Raw genomic sequence first — 18,351 nt, 5'->3', positions numbered from 1 at the left:
CGGAGGCCGTTTTTTTGAGGACGCTAGACCGCCTCGGTCCGGGCGAGCAGCCAAGCCAGCGCTTCGCCGGCGAGCAGCGGCAGCAGCTTGCGCCGCACCGTGTCGTGGTAGGCGTTGAGCCAGGCCCGTTCGTCGTCCCTGAGCATCGACACGTCGAGGCAGCGGGTATCGATCGGGCACAAGGTCAGCGTCTCGAAACGCAGGTAGTGGCCGAATTCGCCGCTGTCGCCAGGCTGGTTCAGCACCAGGTTCTCGATCCGCACGCCCCAGCGTCCGGGACGATATATGCCCGGCTCGACCGAGGTGACCATGCCCGGCTCCATGGCGGTGGCCGGTTCCGGCGCGGACGAACACGAGATAGACTGCGGCCCCTCGTGGACGTTGAGGAAATAGCCGACGCCATGGCCGGTGCCATGCGCATAGTCGATGCCGGCCGCCCAGATCGGCGCGCGGGCGATCGCATCGAGCATCGGAGATTTCACCCCGAGCGGAAACTGCGCCGAGGACAGGGCGATGAGCGCCCTGAGCACCAGCGTGCAGTCGCGCCGCTGCTCGGCGCCGACCGATCCGATCGGCACCATGCGCGTGACGTCCGTGGTGCCACCGAGGTACTGGCCACCTGAATCGATCAGCAGCAATCCATCCCCCACGATCTGCCGATGGTGCGCGGCCGTGGCGCGGTAGTGCATGATGGCGCCATTGCTGTTGAAACCGGCGATGGTGCCAAAGCTGGGGCTCACAAACCCCGGGCGCTGCGCCCGCGCCGCTTGCAACCGGGCCTCGAGATCGAGCTCTGTCAGCGGCGCCGCGCCACCTGCGGCACCATAGCCGGGCGCGGTCACCGCTTGTTCCAGCCACGCAAAAAAATCGCACAGCGCCGCGCCATCCTCGAGCATCGTCATGCGGATGTGGTCCGCTTCCGCCGCGGTCTTGATCGCCTTGTCCAGCGTGGTGGGATTGACTCCCTCCACCACGCCAACGTCGTTGCCGATGGCCTGCCGGATGCCGAGCGTGACCTTGCGCGGATCGAGCAACACGACGGTCGACGCCGCCGGCAGCGCGGCCAGCGCCCCCTGCAGCGCCGCGTACGGCGCGAGGTCCACGCCGTCCTCAGCCAGGATGTCGCGCAGCGCCGGCGGCACCTTGCCGTCCGCCACGAACAGGATGGCGTGTTGCGGTCCGACGAGCGCGTGGGCCACGAACACCGGATTGAACTCGACGTCCGCACCGCGCAGGTTGAACAGGTAGGCGATGTCGTCCAGCGCCGAAATCAGGTGCAGGTTGGCGCCGGCCCGGCCGATGGCCGCGCGCAACCGCTTCAGCTTTTCGCGGCGACCGGTGGTGGCGTAGGGCGCCGCATGCGCCACGACAGGCAAGGTAGGCAATGCAGGCCGGTCTTCCCATACCGTTGCCAGCGGATCGAGGTGTGCCGCCAGCGCGATGCCGCGCGCGGCCAGCGCCTGCCGCAGCGGCATGGCAAGGGACAAGCCCAGCACATCGCCGTCGACGGCCACGCTCTGCCCGGCAGACAAGTTTTGCGCCAGCCAGGCGATGTACACCGGCCCCGCACCCGGCAGGATTTTCATGACTTCAACGCCGGTGCCGGCCAGCTCGGCCTCGGCCTGTTGCCAGTATCGGCCGTCGGTCCACACGCCGGCAAAATCGGCGGTGACCACCAGCGTTCCCGCCGATCCCGTGAACCCCGAGAGCCACCGGCGCCCCTGCCAGCGGTCCGGCAGATACTCGGACAGATGCGGATCGGAGGATGGCACCAGCACCGCATCGACGCCGCTGGCCACCATGTGCCGCCGCAAACGGGTCAATCGCGAGGCGACGACGCCGGAAGAAAAAGTACTCATGAGCGGCCTGAAAAAAAATTGAAGGCGACGGACAAGCAAGCGATGCCGTCAAGCCGTTGTGGCCGCGCCGGCCGCCGGGCAACGGCCAGCGCCGCCGATCTGCCTCCCTGTTCCATTGGCCTACCCCTGCGCTTCCAGGTAGCGCTGCGCATCGAGCGCCGCCATGCAGCCGCTGCCGGCGCTGGTGATGGCCTGGCGATAGACGTGATCCTGCACGTCGCCGGCGGCGAACACGCCCGGCACGCTGGTGGCCGTCGCCATGCCCTCGCTGCCGGCGGTGGTCTTCAGGTAGCCGTTGTGCATGGCCAATTGGCCTTCGAAGATGCCGGTGTTGGGTTTGTGACCGATGGCGATGAAGACACCGTGTAGCGCGATGCGCTGCTCGGCGCCGTCCCGCGCCGACTTGATCGCGATGCCCGTTACGCCGGAGGCATCGCCCAGCACCTCCGCCATCGTATGGTTGTATTTCAGCACCACCTTGCCCTCCGCCACTTTCGCCAGCAAGCGGTCGATCAGGATCGGCTCGGCCCGGAACTTGTCGCGGCGATGGATCAGGGTGACCTTGCTGGCGATGTTGGACAAGTACAGCGCCTCTTCCACGGCCGTGTTGCCGCCGCCGACCACGGCCACCTCCCTGCCGCGATAGAAAAATCCGTCGCAGGTGGCGCAGGCGGAGACCCCCATGCCCATATAGGCCTGCTCCGACGGCAAGCCCAGATACTGGGCCGAGGCGCCGGTGGCGATGATCAGCGTGTCGCACGTGTACTGCGTGTTGTCGCCGAGCAGGCGAATCGGTTTCTCGTTCAGGAAGCTCGTGTGGATATGGTCGAACACGATCTGCGTATTGAAGCGCTCGGCGTGCTCCATTAGCCGCCCCATCAGGTCCGGGCCTTGCACGCCCAGGGGATCGCCGGGCCAGTTCTCCACATCGGTGGTGGTCATCAGTTGCCCGCCCCGGTCGGAGCCGGTGACCAGCACCGGATGGAGGTTGGCGCGCGCGGCATAGACGGCGGCGCTATAGCCGGCCGGGCCCGAGCCCAGGATCAGCACGCGTGCATGTTTGGAATGAGATGGCGACATAGTGGTCCTTGGTGAGTGAGCGGAGGCTGTTCAGGAGCGGTTGAGCAGGAATTGCACCAGCAACGGCACGGGGCGGCCGGTCGCCCCCTTGTCGGCGCCGGTCTTCCAGGCGGTGCCGGCGGTGTCGAGGTGCGCCCAGACGTAGTTTTTCGTAAAATTTTCCAGGAAGGCGGCCGCGACGCTTGCGCCGCCACCGGGCGAGCCGATATTGGCAAGATCGGCAAAATTCGATTTCAGCTGCTCCGCATACGCGGCCTCGACCGGCAAACGCCACACGCCGTCGCTTGCCTGACGCCCCGCATCGAGCAACTCCTGCGCCAGCTCGTCATGTTCCGCATCGGCGCGCGTGAACAGCCCGCTGTTGTGATGGCCGAGGGCCACGACACACGCGCCGGTCAGCGTGGCGATATCGACCACGGCCGCCGGTTTGTACCGTTCCACATAGGTGAGCGCGTCGCACAGGATAAGACGTCCTTCGGCGTCGCTATTGAGGACCTCGATCGTGAGCCCGCTCATCGACGTGACGATGTCCCCGGGCTTGGTGGCACGGCCCGACGGCATGTTCTCGCAACAGGCGATTACTCCGATAACATTTTGTTTCGGCCGCAGCTCGCCCAGCGCTCGAAATACGCCAAGCACGGCGGCGGCGCCGCCCATGTCATATTTCATTTCGTCCATTCCGGCGGCTGGCTTGAGCGAAATGCCGCCGCTGTCGAAGGTGACGCCTTTCCCCACCAGAACCACCGGTGCATCTTTGAGCCTGCCCGCCATGTGCTTGAGAACGATGAACTTGGGCGGTTCGTCGCTGCCGTTGGCGACCGCCAGGAAACAGTTCATATTCAAGTCGGCCAGCTGTCCGCGCTCCAGCACCTCCACCTCGAAGCCATGCGCCTTGCCCAGGCGCTGCGCGACCTGGGCGAGGTAGGCAGGGGTGCACAGGTTCGGCGCCCGATCGGCCAGCGTACGCGCCAATTCGACGCCGTCCGCCACGGCACTGGCTTGTGTCAACGCCGCCCGGTTGGCCTTGACGTTCGGCGCCAGAATGGCGATTTCCTGCACCCCGGCCGGCGACGGATCACGCTTGCTCTTGTGCGTGTCGCGCCGATAGCGCAACCGCCGCGCCAGCTCCACCGTCCGCGCCACCGCCCACGCCGCGGTGCGCCCCTTGACCTGATCGCACGGCAAGGCCACCACCCCATCGGCGCAACCAAGGGTGCCGAACGCCGCCAGGGTCGCGGCCAGCGCCAGGTCGAAGCCGGCCTCGGTGACCTCGCCCACCGGCCCCAGTCCGACCAGCAACACCCTGTGCGCACCGACACCGGCCACACCACGCAGCAGCAACGTGCTGCCGGCTTTGCCGCCGATGTCGCCCGATGCGAGCGCCGCGCTGATTCCGCCGCCGGCATCGAGCACCGACGCCGCCTGCGACAACGTTTTATCCTCGTACACGCCGACGGCGATACAGCCGGACTTCGCTGTCAACAGCGATGGGATGCTCTCGAATGATTTGATGCTAAATTCCAAAATCTACTCCAGGGTTAGTGTGGTCCGGGCGGTCGCCCCGGAAAGGGGGATCGCGCGGACGAGTTGATGAAGTTCACTGGGTTGCGAGGATGGTTCACGCTCACAGCGTGTCGACCGGCACCTTCAGGTAGCGCGTGCCATTGGCCTCCGGTTCCGGCAGGCGGCCGCCCCGCATATTGACCTGCACCGCCGGCAGCATCAGCGCAGGCATGGACAGGGTCGCGTCGCGCGCCGTGCGCATCGCGACGAAGCTCGCTTCGCTGATCCCGCCGCCGACGTGGATATTGAGGTAACGCTGCTGACGGACGGTGGATTCGAACGCCACGGCTCGTTTGCCCGGCTGATAGTCATGGCCCGTATACATGCGGGTGGACGGCGGCAGCGCCAGCAGGCGCCGGATCGAGCGGTACAGTTGTCGCGCATCGCCGCCCGGAAAATCGCACCGGGCCGTCCCGAAATCCGGCATGAACAAGGTATCGCCGACAAACACCGCGGCGTCCCCCCCTTGCCCGTCGCTCACCAGGTAACTGACACACGCCGGCGTATGCCCGGGCGTGTGAATCACGGTGACCTCCAGGGCACCGACCGCGAAGGTCTCGCCGTCGCAAAACACACGGTCGAATTGGCTGCCGTCGGCGCGGAAGTCGGCGCCGGCATGAAACAGCGCGCCGAACACCCTCTGAACCGTTGTGATACGGGCCCCCACCCCGGTGCTTCCACCCAGCATGGCCTGCAGGTATGGCGCCGCCGACAGGTGGTCGGCATGCAGGTGGGTCTCCAGTATCCAGTCGACCTGGGCGCCGAGCTCGCGCACACGGTCAAGCAGCTTGTCCGCGCTCGCATGGCTGATGCGCCCCGACGATGCGTCATAGTCGAGCACCGTGTCGATCAGCGCGCAGCGGCCGGTGGCCGGGTTCAGCACGATGTAGCTGACGGTGCAGGTACCGGGATCGAAGCAACCTTCCACGTGGAGGTTGCTTCGGCCATAGACAGGAAGGGGCGGCGCGCTGAAATCGCGCGGCGCGTCGGGAGCGGGCTTTTTGTCGGAATGCATCGTCAGAGTCAAGAAATAGTGTGGAAATGCGCAATGGCGCGCAGGCCGGTCCGACCTGCGCCTGTCAACCTCGCGGACGGACCCGGCCTATGGCTGCTGCGCCAATCCCATCAAATCGACGAGATCGAGACCGGCCAGGTCCTGCGCGGCGTTGCCGACGAACGCGGCACGGCTTGCGGTCCCGGGCGGCAGCCAGGTCTGCACCGCGCGGCGAATGTCGCTCAATGTGCAGCCCAGTACGCCGGAGCGGAATTGCTGGCGCAGCGCCGTATCGATGCCGCGCTGCTGCAATCGCCATGCGTGCAGCGCGCTCGCATACGGCGACAACGGCTTGTCGCTCGCCTTGATCACACTGATGATGGCCTCCTCGAGCTGCTCCTCGTCAAACGGCAAGTGGACCACCGCTTCCAGCGCGGCGGCAAAGTCGGCGTAGGTGTCGGCCAGCCGGGGATCGCGATAGGAACTCAGGGAGAACACGCCGACCTCGCTGCCGTACCGCGCATAGCCACCGTACGCGCCGCCTTTTTCGCGCAGCGATTGATGCAGCAGGTTCGCGCCGATCAGCTCGGCCGCCACCGCCAGCGCGGCGCCGTCCGGGTGCCCTGTACCCGGCACCCGCCAGGCCATCACGCAATGGTTGACCTGGCCCACGGCGTGCAAGGCCAGGTTCGCCGCGGGCGTGCCGGGGACGCTCACGCTGCCGATACCGCCCTGAGCGCCAGCGCCGCCGGCGGCCAGCAGACCCGCCAGATCGATGGCGTCGGCGCCGGCGCCGGCACACAGCCGGGTTGGCGCCGAGGCGGTGATCGCGGCGTGCAGTGCCGCCAGCCGCGCAGCCACCTGCGCCAGCCCCTGCTCTGTCCGGACCAGCACTTTCAGCGCGCCGTAGAACGCCAGGGCCGGCGCGCCGTCCAGCACGTTCTGGAAGTGGCGCAGCGCCGACAGCGGCGCGCTGGCGGCCAGCATCGCGTACTCGCTGCCGGCATTGGCGAGTCCGTTCAGCTTGTTCTGCACCAGGCGCTCGATCAGGAACGCCAGTCGCGCCGTCTCGTCGAAGCGCGCGCCGGAAATGCTGGCCGACAGCACGTCGGCGATGGCCGCGTGTTCTTCCCGCAGCGCGCTCGCGAAGAAGCACATGCCGAGGGCCAGGCTGCCGTCCGGCCGCTGGGTCGCATCGAGATCGACGCCAAAAGCCGGCACCAGCGCCTGGCGCCAGGCGCCGGCGGCGGCGTATCCGCGCGCGCCCCCGCCGAGCTCGGGCAGCAGGTCGGCATACAGGCGCAGCCATTGCCAATCCTCCATCCCGAGGCCAGACACGTCGTATCGCACCCTGGCGTAGCTGATGCCATTGCCGGCCACGTCGAAGCATGCGGCACCCTGCCGCGGCGGGGCGACGGCCGGCAGCGGGGGCGCCGTGGGACTGACATCGGCCGGACGAATGCGCGGCAGCGCCGTCTTGTCGGTTGGTACCGCCTGATAGGCTGCGAGCGCGGCGTTGTCGCGCACGATGCGGTCGCGGTCCGCGTCCGACAAGGCCGCCTGCCGCGCCGCCAGGCGCGCCTGTTCCGCCGCCGAACGCGCCACGAAATACTGCGCGTCCGGCACCACCGTCGTCGTCAGCCTGGTCGGATTGTCCAGCAACGACCGCACCAGCCCCTTGAAGAAGCCCGGGTCCTGGATCCGCTCCTCCAACGCCGCGAGCGCCGGCTCGTTGTCGAACGCGCCCACGATATCGCCGCCGTACAGCGCCAAGGGAAGGGCCTGCAACATGCGCCGCAGCGCGAACGGGGTGGCGCCGCTTTCGGTGTTGCGCTGCTGGTAGCGCATGATGCGCAGTGCGGAACGCAGCGCGCCCAACGATACGCCGTCGGCGGCGACCCGTTCGAGCGTGCTCCAGATCAGGCCGTACGCGGCGCCGAGCTGCGCCTCGGTGAGTCCTTCCATGCCGACATGGAACACCATCTGCCGCATATTGGTATCCGGCCCCATCATGCGCGATGGGCGGCCGAAGCCGGCCGACTCGAGCGCCGCGCGCAGCGGCGCCGCCGCGTCGCCCAGCAGGCCGAACCACAGAAGCTGGGCGTCGTAGTAGGCCGTCGGATCGGCCATTTCACCAATCAACCAGGCGATTTGCATTCCGTGCTCGTCGGCGCGTCCCCGTTGCGATGGAATACGCAACTGCTGCTCGCGGGGACCGGTCCACGCCGGCGCCAGCGCCGGTTGGCGACGTCCCGCAGCGCCAGGGCGGCGGGTCAGCACCGCGCTGGCGATACGTTGCTGGATGTCCACCGCGGCGATCGGCCCGGCGCTCATGAACAACGCCTGCGACGGATGGTAGTGGCTGGCGTGGAATTCACGCAGCATGTCGTGGCTCAGGTCCGGGATGGCCAGCGGATCGCCACCCGATTCCACCTCGTAGGTGGTGCCGCGGAACAGCGGCGCAACAATCCCCTGGTGCAGAGCGTGCATCGGATCCGCGATGGCTCCCTTCATTTCATTCAAGACCACGCCCTGATAGGCAAGCTTGTCGCCTTCGAACACGTGGCGCCATCCCTCCTGCAGAAAATCGAGGTAGTCGAGCTTGGGGAAGAAGCTTGCGTCGAGGTAGACATCGAGCAGGTTGAAGAAGTCCTGGCGATCGGTCGTGGCAAACGGATAGGCTGTGCGGTCCGCATACGTCATGGCATTCATGAAGGTCGCCGTGGAACGACGCAGCATCGCAAAGAATGGCGCCCGCACCGGGAACCGTTCGGAACCACTGAGCGCCATGTGCTCGAGGATATGGGCGCGGCCGTCGCTGGCGTCCGGAACGGTGGGGAACGCCACCAGGAATGCCATCTCGGCGGCATCGGTTCCGATGTGGATGTGCCTGGCTCCCGACTCCGGGTGCACGTATTGATCGATCGTGGCCTGCAAGGCGGCGACGGGATGGCTGCTGGTATGGATGAACATGGGCCTCAAAGGTCGTGATTGGTTGAAGGTGGAAGCGGCACGACGCGCCGCCGGCGAGGTGCGCGCAGGCTGTCCGTCCAACGCGGCGGCACCGACGGCATGGCGGTCCGCTTCACGGCGATGCATGCTCATGAGGGACCTGCGCTCGAAGCACAAGTGCGAAGTGAACGACCTCGACACTATACGGCGGGATGCCCCATCGTCATCGGTACGGTTGCAAGCAAATCCCGCCACGCGTCATGAACGGCATCCCGGTACAGTTGCAGCCGGAGGACGCGGCCCCCCCCCCCCACGCCCGCCCCGGCGGGGGGCGGGTCCACGACCCCCCCCCCCCCCCGCGGCCCGGCCCGGCCCCCCCCCCGGCCCGCCCCCCCCCGGGGAGCAGGTCCAGAACACGGCCGTGAAAGCGTTCCAACGTCGCCTTGTGGGCCACGCTCACTACACCGCAGCGGGGCATCTCCGCGAGCAACGCCTGGTACAGCATGGCCTCGGTGGCTTCGTCGAGCGCGCTGGTGGCTTCGTCGAGGAACACGAAGTCCGGCCGATGCAACAAGACGCGGGCAAACGCCAGGCGCTGCTGTTCGCCGCCGGACAGCGTCTGCTGCCACGTATCGCTTTCCGTGAGCGACTGGGTACGCTGCCCGAGCCCGCACAACAGCAGCACGCGCCGGCACGCCTCGTCGCCGAACTGCTCGGGCTCGCTCGGGAAACACAGGGCCGCCTTCATGCTCCCGGCGGGAATGTAGCTGCGCTGCGGCAGGAACATCAAGGCGGCCCCGGCGGGTATCGCCACCTCGCCCGCGCCATGCGGCCACAGTCCGGCCAACACCCGCAACAGCGTGCTCTTGCCCGTCCCGGACGGCCCGCGCACGAGCCAGCGCTCGCCGGGAGCAAAGCGCAGCGGCGCCACATCCGCCATCACGCCGTCCATTGGCGTCCGCAGCTGCAGCGGGCCGCTCGACACGTCCGGCTGGTTCGCCCGCTGGATGGTGAAGCCGCTGGCCCGGTTCTGCGCCTTGTCGACGGCCCACGCCAGGTCACGCAGACGATTCGCCAGCGCCAGCAGCGTGGTGAAGTCGTCGTACACCTGCGTGAAGTAGTTGAGGTTGTTGGTCACGCCATGGAAACCGCCAACGATGCGGGTAACGCTGCCGAAGGTGATCTCGCCGGCGAGGTAGCGCGGCAGCGCCCCCACCGTCGGCAGCGCGTTGAGCAGCACGCCGTAGAGATTGATGCTCAGCCTGAGCTTGAAGCTGCGCAGAATGATGGCGCGCGTATTTTCGCGTATCGCCTCGAACCGCCACATGAGCCGCTGCCGCTCGCGCTGGCCGCCGCCGTAAAATGCGATCTGCTCCGCATTTTCCCGCAGTTGCATGGCGCCATAACGGAAATCGGCTTCGACGCCCTGCCGTCTATTGTTCAGTCCAATCAACGCCTTGCCGACCCAATGGGCCAGCAGGAAGCTCACCAGCGAGTACAAAAACGCCAGGTACACCATGTAGCCAGGGATGGAGACGTGCGTGCCGCCGATCGCAAACGACAAGGCGCCGGACAAGGTCCACAGCAGGACCGAATAGGTAATGGTGCTCACGACCACGTTGACCAGGTTGAGCGCCATGGTCAACACGGCGTGCACGAACAGCTTCACGTCCTCGGCGATGCGCTGGTCCGCATTGCTCAGGACGCCATCGCGCTCGATGTCGTAAAACACGTGCCGCGCGCTCCATTGCCCCAGCAGGCGGGCGGTCATCCACGTGCGCCACCGCAGTTCAAGCAAGCCCTGCAGCGCCTCCCTGCCAAAGGAGTTGACGGCCGCCAGCGTACCGGCGGCGGCGCTCATCACCAGGGCGGCCCACAAGGCATCCCAATCGCGACCGACGAGCGCATCCGTGACTTCGCCGAGCAGGCGGTTGGCCCACAACGACAGGTAGGCCGAATAGAACGTGCCGCCCAGCAGGATGGCCAGCGGCAACCAGGCTCGCCAGCGCGGCGCGGCAAACCAGAACGGCGTGATCAATTGAAAAATGGTGGGACGTCCCGGCGCGTCGACCTTGGTCATAACTATCCTGTCTGCTAGTTGCTGTTGCACTGTCTAAAATCTGCCAGCGGGGCTTGCCGTACGCTGGAGAACACAAATAGAACGCAGCCCGGCCCCGCAAGGCATGGGCCCCGGGTCCGACGCGCGCCGCGCGCTATTCGAAACTGCGGCGCACGGTCAACATATAGGCGCGCCCCTCAAACAACGGGATATAGGAGTTGGCCGTCGACACGCCATACAACACACGGTCCGCCAGATTCTTCACGCCGAGCGTGACGTCCCATTTGCCGCGGCGGTAGAACAGGCTGGCATCGATCTGCGCCTGGCCCGGGAGCATGAATTGGCTGGAGGCCGAACTGGACCCGATGGTGTGGGCGGTCGCGCTGATGCCCAAGCCAAAGCCGAAACCTTTGAGCGCGGCATTCTGGAAGTCATACGTCGACCAGGCGCTCATTTTATGCTTCGGCAAGCCGGGGAACAGCCGGCCGGTCATGCCCGTGTCCCGGTAGGTGTTGTAAGTGTAGTTCATCACGGCGTTCCAGCCGGCCGCCAGTTGGCCCTGCATGTCGAGCTCGGCACCCCGGGTCTGCTGCGCGTCGCGCAACGCATAGCAGCGCGACACGCTCTGATACTGCAACAGGTTCGTCTGGTTGAGTTCGAACACGCTGGTGGTGAGCGAGAGCTTGTCTTCGAGGAAGCCAAACTTGGCGCCGGCCTCCTTGTTGCGCGTGCTCGTCGGCGGCGCCACGCCGCCACCGCACAGGTTCGAATTCTGCAGCGCGAAGCCCTGCGCCATGCTCGCGTACACCGATGCGTTCCGCGACACGTCGTAGACCAGGCCGACCCCCGGCGTCGTTTTGCTTTGCGCGTTGGGCGCGTACGCCACGTCGTAGTGGCTGGACGGGATCGCGGTGCGCCCGCCGTTGACGACCTTCGTGTGGCGCGCATTCAGTTGCAAGTTCCAGTCGCCCCACTTCATCAAATCCTGCAGATAGAACGCCTTCTGCGTTTGGTCGGTGCTGTAAATCCCCTGCACCACCGTCGCCGCGGCAACGGCGTCGGCAAACGCGTAGCCACTGGGCGGATACAGGCGCACCACGACGGGAGTGCCGCTGCGCTGCGTCTGCACCGAATCGGTGTCGGTATGCGCGTATCCAACCGCCAGCCGATGCTCCACCTCGCCGGTGTCGAAATTGGCATTGAAAAAGTGGTCGCCCGCGGTGGTGCGGCTGACGGTATCGCTGGCGCCCGGACCGAATGGACTGGTGCCCAACTCGGCGGCGTTGACGCCAGTCCCCGCATACATCAAGCCGTATGGCGTGTACAGATGCAGCAGGGTCTTGCCCAGCGACCGCTGCACGCGGCTTTCGAAAGTGAGCCACGGAGCGAACCGGTGCTGGAACTGGTAGAACAGCTTTTTATTGGTCGAATCAAAGCCGTCGTTCGGGTTGCTCAACAACATGTCCGGGCGGGCGATAATCGCGCCACGCCGTGTGGCGAAGGTGTACGCCGGGACCGGCAGATCCTGCTTGCCATACGACAGGCCAGCCGTCACATCGGTGGCGGCGTCTTTCCAGCGCAACTCTGGCATCAGAAATTGGTCGCGGCGACCGTCGTATCCCACCGTGGTACCCGACGCCCGCGCATCCGAGCCAATCAGCCGGAACGTGAGGCGTTTGTCGGCCGTCAGCGCGCCCGACAGGTCGGCCGCCAGGGTGACGTCGTCGTGGCTGCCATATTGGACGGTCAGGTCACGGACAGTCGTGGCTTGGGGTTTTTTCATGACCACGTTGACACCGCCCCCGAGCGATCCGGCGCCGGCCAGAATCGCTTGGGGGCCCTTCAACACCTCCAGCCGCTCGACCCCGTATACATTGGTTTGCGTCGAGCCCCGGTCCGCGACGCCATTGGTGGTGGTGCTGGTCTCCGTGAAGCCGCGCACGGAAAATGTCGGCAACCCTTGTGGCGACTGGCTAAACGCCACGCCGCTGACGTTGCGCAGGGCATCTTGCAGCGACGTGACCTGTTGGGTCTCAAGCACCTTGGCGGTGATGATGGTGACCGACTGCGGCACTTCACGCAGCGTGGCGCCGCTGCGTGTGGTGGTTTTCGAATAATCGGCCTGGAACGAGGTCTCGGCCTGGTCGCGCTGCGCAATCACCAGCACGGTCTGGGGAGGTGCGCCGGCCGCGACGATCAGCGCACCGTCGGCGCTGCCGGCCACCGTCAGGCCGCTGCCGGCCAGCGCCGCGTTGACGGCCTCCAATTCGGTCAACTGTCCGGACACCGGCGCGGAAATCAAACGGGCGGCGTCCGCGTCGGAAAACAACACCGCGCGCCCGCCAATGGCCGCGATCTGTTGTAGCGCGGCCCCCAACGGACCCGCTGGCAACGCGTAGGACTGGGTAGGCGCCGACGGCGTGCCGGAAGCGGGTTGAGCCAAGGCTGCCACCGGCAGGGACAGCGCCAGGCTGCTTAGCATGACACACAGTCGCAGCTTGCGCGGGAGGGGGCGGATGGTGGCACGACGCATATGTTTTAGCCTTTATGAGTGAACAACAGTGAGCGGGTATGCTGTAATATAGTTGAAACAATTCACGCCGGAACGGGACAGTTGGCAAGCTGATTACCGGCCGCACTGATCGGATGAGCAGGACGGTTGACTGCCCCCCCTCCACCACACATTATTCTCATGACTCAAAGTCGCAGCCGCACCCCGTCCCCGATGACGTTGACAGAGAGCGACCTGCAAGCGCTTGGCAAGCAAGGCAAGGCGTCGCTGGTCGACCAGATATTCATGTTGGTATTGCGTCAAGTCCAAGCGCGCGATGTGGCGCCAGGCAGTCGAATGCCCTCGGTCCGGGAATTGTCGGATAGTTGCAACATCAGCCGCGACACGGTCAGCCGCGCATACGATAAGCTGGTCGCGCGCGGGCACCTGGAGTCGCGCCCGGGCTCCGGGTTTTACGTGAAGACCGCCGGCAAACCGCAACGACCAGTCCCGGCCGCGACGAGCGCGAGCGAAAAAAACAAGCTGATCAGGTCGTCGTGGCGGCACCGCATATTACAGACGAACAAACCGTACATCAGCCAGACCGGGAGCGGTTTGTTACCCGACGCGTGGCTCGGTGAAGCCGAGTTGAGCGCGACCTTGCGCGCGCTCGGTCGCGGAAACCAGCGTGGCCTGATGGGTTATGGCGACCCGCAGGGATATCTGCCGCTGCGACAGCAACTGCAACTGACGCTGCGTGAACTGAGCATCGAAGCGTCGCCGTCCAATATCGTCCTGACCAACGGCGCTACCGAAGCGCTGCACTTGGTCGTGATGTCGTACCTTCGCACGCCGGGCCATTTTGCAATGACCGAAGACCCTGGTCCGTTTCTGCTATCTGAGCGGCTGCTGGCATCCGGCCTCAATCTCGCACCGGTACCACGCGAGCACGACGGGCCCAATATCGAGGCCATGCGGGCCATGTGCGAACGACACCGCCCAAGCATACTGTTCTGCTCGTCGGTGTTGCACAATCCGACCTCGAGCATGATGTCGGCGCACAAGGCATTTCAGATTCTGCGGTTGGCGGACGAATTCGACTTCACCATTGTCGAGGATGACACCTATTCCGACCTAATGCCGACCACGGTGCCGAGCCAGGTGACGCGCATGGCCACCATGGACCAACTACGCCGGGTCATCTACATCGGCAGCTTCGGCAAGACGCTCGCGGCGGGACTGCGGGTGGGCTATCTGGTGGCCAGCGCGGACCGGATCGAATGGCTGCTGGCGCACAAAATCGCCAGCAATATCACCACGGCCACCCTGAGCGAACGGGTGGTGTACCGACTGTTGTCCCAGGGTGGCTACCGACATCATTGCGCCCAGCTGCGCAATCGCCTTGATGAGCTGCGCCTGCCGCTTGTGGAGCAGCTACAAAAGTATGGTTTCGAAATCGATCCGGTACCCCAAGGGGGCATGTTTGTTTGCGCGCACTTGCCCGGCCAGGCGAACGCTACCGAGGTGGCCGACCGCATGCTCGAACTGGGCCATTTGATGGCGCCGGGGATGTTGTTCTCGTACGAGGACCGCTGGAGATCATCCATACGTTTCAATGTCGGCAACAGCCTCAATAGTCCGGCATTTCCGGCGCTAATGAAACTGCTCGGCCGGCGCGGGTGAGTGCCCGCGCCGCGCGCCTGTCCGGGCCACAGCGTGTGCTGCGCTCCCGGCGTTGGTGAGCTTGGCCCGCGACGAATGGGGCCGCGGCAGGGAAATCAATCTACGCCGGCCGTTTCGCCAAATCAAACAGATGCTCAGGCAAGGCGGCGGGTAGTCAGGATCTCGATCAACCGATCGAGGAAACGTCGATTGACCGGCTCGCACAGTTCAGAAAACCGCGCCATGGATTCGTCGCGCTTGGCGTCGGCGGCGGCATCGTTATACGGGTTCTCGCGAAGCGCCCGTGCGAGACTTTCAGGTTCCGGGTTGCCGTCCACCAATGTGACGTTGTCCTGGACCCAGCGCATTTTCAGCAACGGCAGCGCAATCTCGTGGCGACTCCACCCCTGAGCGAATTCGAGCAGGCGCGCGCGGCTGAAAGTGGCACGCGCCGTGATGATGTGCATCCAGCGACTGTCGCCGGGCGGCGGCGGCGGCGACAACAGGGCCAGCATGGTCGCCACGTCGTCGTCAAGCTGCAAGGTCGGGTCCTTGTCGCTGGTCAGCGCTTCGGCTGTCGAACGCAACAAGGACCACGACTCGTCGCCGCCAGGGTCGCCGGCGAGCCAGCGCCCGCTGGCAGCCAACCAGTCGCGCCGCAGCTGATCCAGCCCCGGCGCGACCAGCAGGTCCGACCACGGCTGCTCCGGCGCCTCCAGCCAGGCGCGGACAAAGCGCAACGGCACGCCGGCCAGGTCGCTGCTCGGGCCGATGGCGGCGAACAGGCGCTCGGCATCGGCACGATTGCGAATATCGAGGAAGTCCATCACGCAGGACATGCCGAACGAGAGATTGGTCAGGCGTGTGAACACTTCGGCATCGGCACTCTCAACCAGGGCGGCCGAAAACGTGCCAGCGCCATCCACCCAATACGGACGGAACGCATAGCGCACTTGATTGCCATCGAGGTGATCGCCGAGGCGGGCCAGCAAGAAGGCGCGCAGCCCGGCATCGCCGTAAAACGCCTGCAGGCGCGGCGACACCGCTTCGGGCGCCGCAGTGGCTTCGGCGGCGGCACCAGTGGCGAGCTGCACCCCCTCCCCGGCCAGCCAGGCACGCATGTCGGCCATCGACTTCGCGCCGATCACGCGCTCCCGCGCGGCGCCCTGCTTCAACAGCAAGGTAGCAGGGATGCCGCGCACGCCGAAGCGCGCCGCCACCTCCGGATACTTGTCGATATTGATCTTGTATAGGGGCAGCGCGCTGCCGCCGGCCTGCGCCAGCTGTTCGATCACGGGCGCGAACACGCCACAGGGCTGGCACCACGGCGCCGTGAAATACGCTATCGCCGCAGGGGTCGCGGCGTCATCCAGGGCGGCAAGCAGGTCTTGCGCACTCATATCCGCGTTCGCGTTCTTCATACCGCCTCCGCTGGGACGTCAACGATGAAAGTGGTGCAATGGAGATTCGTCATGGAGTGCTTTCAGTCCGCTGCGGGACATGGTGAATAGTGGTTCGCAGTATAGGTGCGGCCAGGCCCCATCGGTCGGTACGGTTTTCAGTAATGGCCACCATGCGTCCTGCATCGATCAGCAATACGGTTTCCCATGGAAGCCGTGGACTTGAGACGTTTTGACGGAACACGCAGGTCAACTGTCCTGCATGCTGCCGTAGACGGCGGGCGGCAGATTGCCCAATGCCGAATTGACGCGCGTGCAGTTGTGGTAGTTGGTGATGTCCACCTTGGCCTCGCCGCAATTCGCATGAGATAACCTGACATGAAGGCGCGACCAGGGAGTCGCGGCCCGGTACGCGTTCACGACGTCGGTGCGACTTGAGTATCCGCTTGGCTTGTTGTGCCGTGTCTTCGATGTGTCGCGCAGCGGCTTCTACGCGGTGCCTGAACGCGCGCCGTCGCAGCGGGCGCTGGACGACGATGCCTGAAACGGACGTGCCCGCAATTGACAGGGCAATCCGGCCAGCAAACGAACACTCGCGTGTGTATGGGCAGAAAATGGACAAGCTGCTCGGAAAAACAAAAAGCCCTTGAAAATCAAGGGCTTTTTGAAAAAACGTTGGCGGAGAGGGTGGGATTCGAACCCACGGTAGGGTCGCCCCTACGCTTGATTTCGAGTCAAGTACATTCGACCACTCTGCCACCTCTCCTGGTGGTACATTTTCCTACAGCAGCGTTGTGTGGCGGAGAGGGTGGGATTCGAACCCACGGTAGGGTCGCCCCTACGCTTGATTTCGAGTCAAGTACATTCGACCACTCTGCCACCTCTCCGTTTTCCCACCTGCTGCTGCGAGAAGGCAAGATTATAGCAGGCCGTTGGGAAAAGGGAAGGAGTATTTACGCCTTCAGGTGAGTTAATCCACCCATGTACGGACGCAGCACCGCCGGGATCTCCACCGAGCCGTCCGCCTGCTGGTAGTTTTCCAGCACGGCGACCAGCGTGCGGCCCACCGCCAGGCCCGATCCGTTGAGCGTGTGCAGCAGTTCCGGCTTGCCCTGGGCGTTGCGGAAGCGCGCCTGCATGCGGCGCGCCTGGAAGGCTTCGCAGTTCGACAGCGACGAGATTTCACGGTAGGTGTTCTGCGCCGGCAGCCATACTTCCAGGTCGTAGGTCTTGGTGGCGCCGAAGCCCATGTCGCCGGTGCACAGCGACATCACGCGGTACGGCAGGCCCAGGCGCTGCAGGATGGTTTCGGCATGGCCGACCATTTCGTCCAGCACGGCGTACGAGGTGTCCGGATGCACCACCTGCACCATCTCGACCTTGTCGAACTGGTGCTGGCGGATCATGCCGCGCGTGTCGCGGCCGTAGCTGCCCGCTTCCGAGCGGAAGCACGGCGTGTGCGCGGTCATCTTCAACGGCAGCGTGTCGGCCGCCACGATCTCGTCGCGCACGATGTTGGTCAGCGTGACTTCCGAGGTCGGGATCAGGTAGAAGTTCTCGCCCTCGCCTTCCACGCCGCCCTTCTTCACCGAGAACAGGTCGGCTTCGAACTTCGGCAGCTGGCCGGTGCCGCGCAGCGAATCGGCGTTGACCATGTACGGGGTGTAGCACTCGGTGTAGCCGTGCTCGTCGGTGTGGGTGTTCAGCATGAACTGCGCCAGCGCGCGGTGCAGGCGGGCGATGCCGCCTTTCATGACCGAGAAGCGCGAGCCGGTCAGCTTGGTCGCCACGTCGAAATCCAGGCCCAGCGGGGAGCCGACATCGACGTGATCCTTGACTTCGAATTCAAACGTGCGCGGCGTGCCGACCTTGCGCACTTCGACGTTGCCGCTTTCATCCGTGCCGACCGGGACCGATTCGTGCGGCAGGTTGGGGATCGCCTGCATGAAATCGCTCAGCTTGGCCTGCACCGCCGACAGCGCCGTTTCGTTCGCCTTGAGCTCGTCGCCCAGGCCGGCCACTTCCGCCATCAGGGCGGTGGTGTCCTCGCCCTTGCCCTTCATCATGCCGATCAGCTTGGACTGCGAGTTGCGCTTGCCCTGCAGCTCTTCGGTGCGCGTCTGGATCGCTTTGCGTTCGGCTTCGAGGGCGTTGAACCCGTCCACGTCGAGCTGGAACTTGCGGGTCGCCAGGCGCGCGGCGACGTTGGCGATGTCTTTACGGAGAAGTTGGATGTCAATCATGGGAACAAGTGCCGTTGTATCGAAAACGTCAATTGTACCAAGAGGATG

At 65.5% G+C, this 18,351-nt stretch carries 9 protein-coding genes, 2 tRNA genes and 1 pseudogene; 1 reads left to right on the top strand and 11 read right to left on the bottom strand.

Translation table 11 applies throughout. The features are described from left to right. Window positions 1-23 precede the first annotated feature (23 nt). The 7 genes from HUX88_RS10555 to HUX88_RS10525 all read right to left on the bottom strand — a co-directional run bounded on the left by HUX88_RS10555 (window position 24) and on the right by HUX88_RS10525 (window position 13,040). Complete coding sequence (locus tag HUX88_RS10555; RefSeq protein ID WP_176361739.1) at window positions 24-1,859, bottom strand: aminopeptidase P family protein; 1,836 nt, start codon at window positions 1,857-1,859, stop codon at window positions 24-26. 120 nt (window positions 1,860-1,979) lie between these two features. Further along, entirely contained in the window at window positions 1,980-2,939 is a 960-nt protein-coding gene (trxB, locus tag HUX88_RS10550; RefSeq protein ID WP_176361738.1) for a thioredoxin-disulfide reductase, read from the bottom strand. A gap of 30 nt (window positions 2,940-2,969) precedes the next feature. Further along, complete coding sequence (locus HUX88_RS10545) at window positions 2,970-4,463, bottom strand: leucyl aminopeptidase (protein ID WP_176361737.1); 1,494 nt, start codon at window positions 4,461-4,463, stop codon at window positions 2,970-2,972. 100 nt (window positions 4,464-4,563) lie between these two features. Continuing rightward, window positions 4,564-5,517 (bottom strand): MBL fold metallo-hydrolase, encoded by a 954-nt coding sequence (locus tag HUX88_RS10540; RefSeq protein ID WP_176361736.1) that lies wholly within the window; start codon window positions 5,515-5,517, stop codon window positions 4,564-4,566. An 87-nt stretch (window positions 5,518-5,604) separates the two neighbouring features. Next, on the bottom strand, window positions 5,605-8,601 hold the full coding sequence (locus HUX88_RS10535; RefSeq protein WP_229219281.1) for an insulinase family protein: 2,997 nt from the start codon (window positions 8,599-8,601) through the stop codon (window positions 5,605-5,607). Between the two features lie 70 nt (window positions 8,602-8,671). After that, a complete protein-coding gene (locus HUX88_RS10530; protein ID WP_176361734.1) occupies window positions 8,672-10,528 on the bottom strand; it encodes an ABC transporter ATP-binding protein/permease in 1,857 nt (618 codons plus the stop codon). A gap of 133 nt (window positions 10,529-10,661) precedes the next feature. Then, complete coding sequence (locus tag HUX88_RS10525) at window positions 10,662-13,040, bottom strand: TonB-dependent siderophore receptor (protein ID WP_176361733.1); 2,379 nt, start codon at window positions 13,038-13,040, stop codon at window positions 10,662-10,664. A gap of 192 nt (window positions 13,041-13,232) precedes the next feature. Between HUX88_RS10525 and HUX88_RS10520 the strand changes: the two genes are divergently transcribed. Then, window positions 13,233-14,681 (top strand): PLP-dependent aminotransferase family protein, encoded by a 1,449-nt coding sequence (locus HUX88_RS10520; RefSeq protein ID WP_176361732.1) that lies wholly within the window; start codon window positions 13,233-13,235, stop codon window positions 14,679-14,681. A gap of 134 nt (window positions 14,682-14,815) precedes the next feature. Here HUX88_RS10520 and HUX88_RS10515 read toward each other — a convergent pair. The 4 genes and pseudogenes from HUX88_RS10515 to serS form a co-directional block, all read right to left on the bottom strand. Then, window positions 14,816-16,084: pseudogene (locus HUX88_RS10515) on the bottom strand (thioredoxin family protein); the annotation flags it as partial. Window positions 16,085-16,736: 652 nt separating this feature from the next. Beyond that, window positions 16,737-16,826 (bottom strand) — tRNA-Ser (locus tag HUX88_RS10510). A 31-nt stretch (window positions 16,827-16,857) separates the two neighbouring features. Beyond that, window positions 16,858-16,947, bottom strand: a tRNA-Ser gene (locus tag HUX88_RS10505). Window positions 16,948-17,013: 66 nt separating this feature from the next. Further along, window positions 17,014-18,303: a serine--tRNA ligase gene (gene serS, locus HUX88_RS10500; protein WP_117009759.1), complete on the bottom strand. Its 1,290-nt coding sequence runs from the start codon at window positions 18,301-18,303 to the stop codon at window positions 17,014-17,016. Between the last annotated feature and the right edge of the window lie 48 nt (window positions 18,304-18,351).

Origin of the sequence: Duganella sp. BJB1802 (assembly GCF_013369445.1) — a bacterium.
Lineage (GTDB): Bacteria > Pseudomonadota > Gammaproteobacteria > Burkholderiales > Burkholderiaceae_D > Rugamonas > Rugamonas vulcania_A.
The sequence above is the reverse complement of the archived record's forward strand: the minus strand, read 5'-3'. Positions and strand labels throughout refer to the sequence as shown.

Bases quoted from the DNA above. Each gene is read 5' to 3' on its own strand.
- HUX88_RS10540 (WP_176361736.1), bottom strand. From the start codon at position 5,517: ATGCATTCCGACAAAAAGCCCGCTCCCGACGCGCCGCGCGATTTCAGC.
- HUX88_RS10525 (WP_176361733.1), bottom strand. From the start codon at position 13,040: ATGCGTCGTGCCACCATCCGCCCCCTCCCGCGCAAGCTGCGACTGTGT.
- HUX88_RS10535 (WP_229219281.1), bottom strand. From the start codon at position 8,601: ATGAGCATGCATCGCCGTGAAGCGGACCGCCATGCCGTCGGTGCCGCC.
- serS (WP_117009759.1), bottom strand. From the start codon at position 18,303: ATGATTGACATCCAACTTCTCCGTAAAGACATCGCCAACGTCGCCGCG.
- trxB (WP_176361738.1), bottom strand. From the start codon at position 2,939: ATGTCGCCATCTCATTCCAAACATGCACGCGTGCTGATCCTGGGCTCG.
- HUX88_RS10530 (WP_176361734.1), bottom strand. From the start codon at position 10,528: ATGACCAAGGTCGACGCGCCGGGACGTCCCACCATTTTTCAATTGATC.
- HUX88_RS10520 (WP_176361732.1), top strand. From the start codon at position 13,233: ATGACGTTGACAGAGAGCGACCTGCAAGCGCTTGGCAAGCAAGGCAAG.
- HUX88_RS10555 (WP_176361739.1), bottom strand. From the start codon at position 1,859: ATGAGTACTTTTTCTTCCGGCGTCGTCGCCTCGCGATTGACCCGTTTG.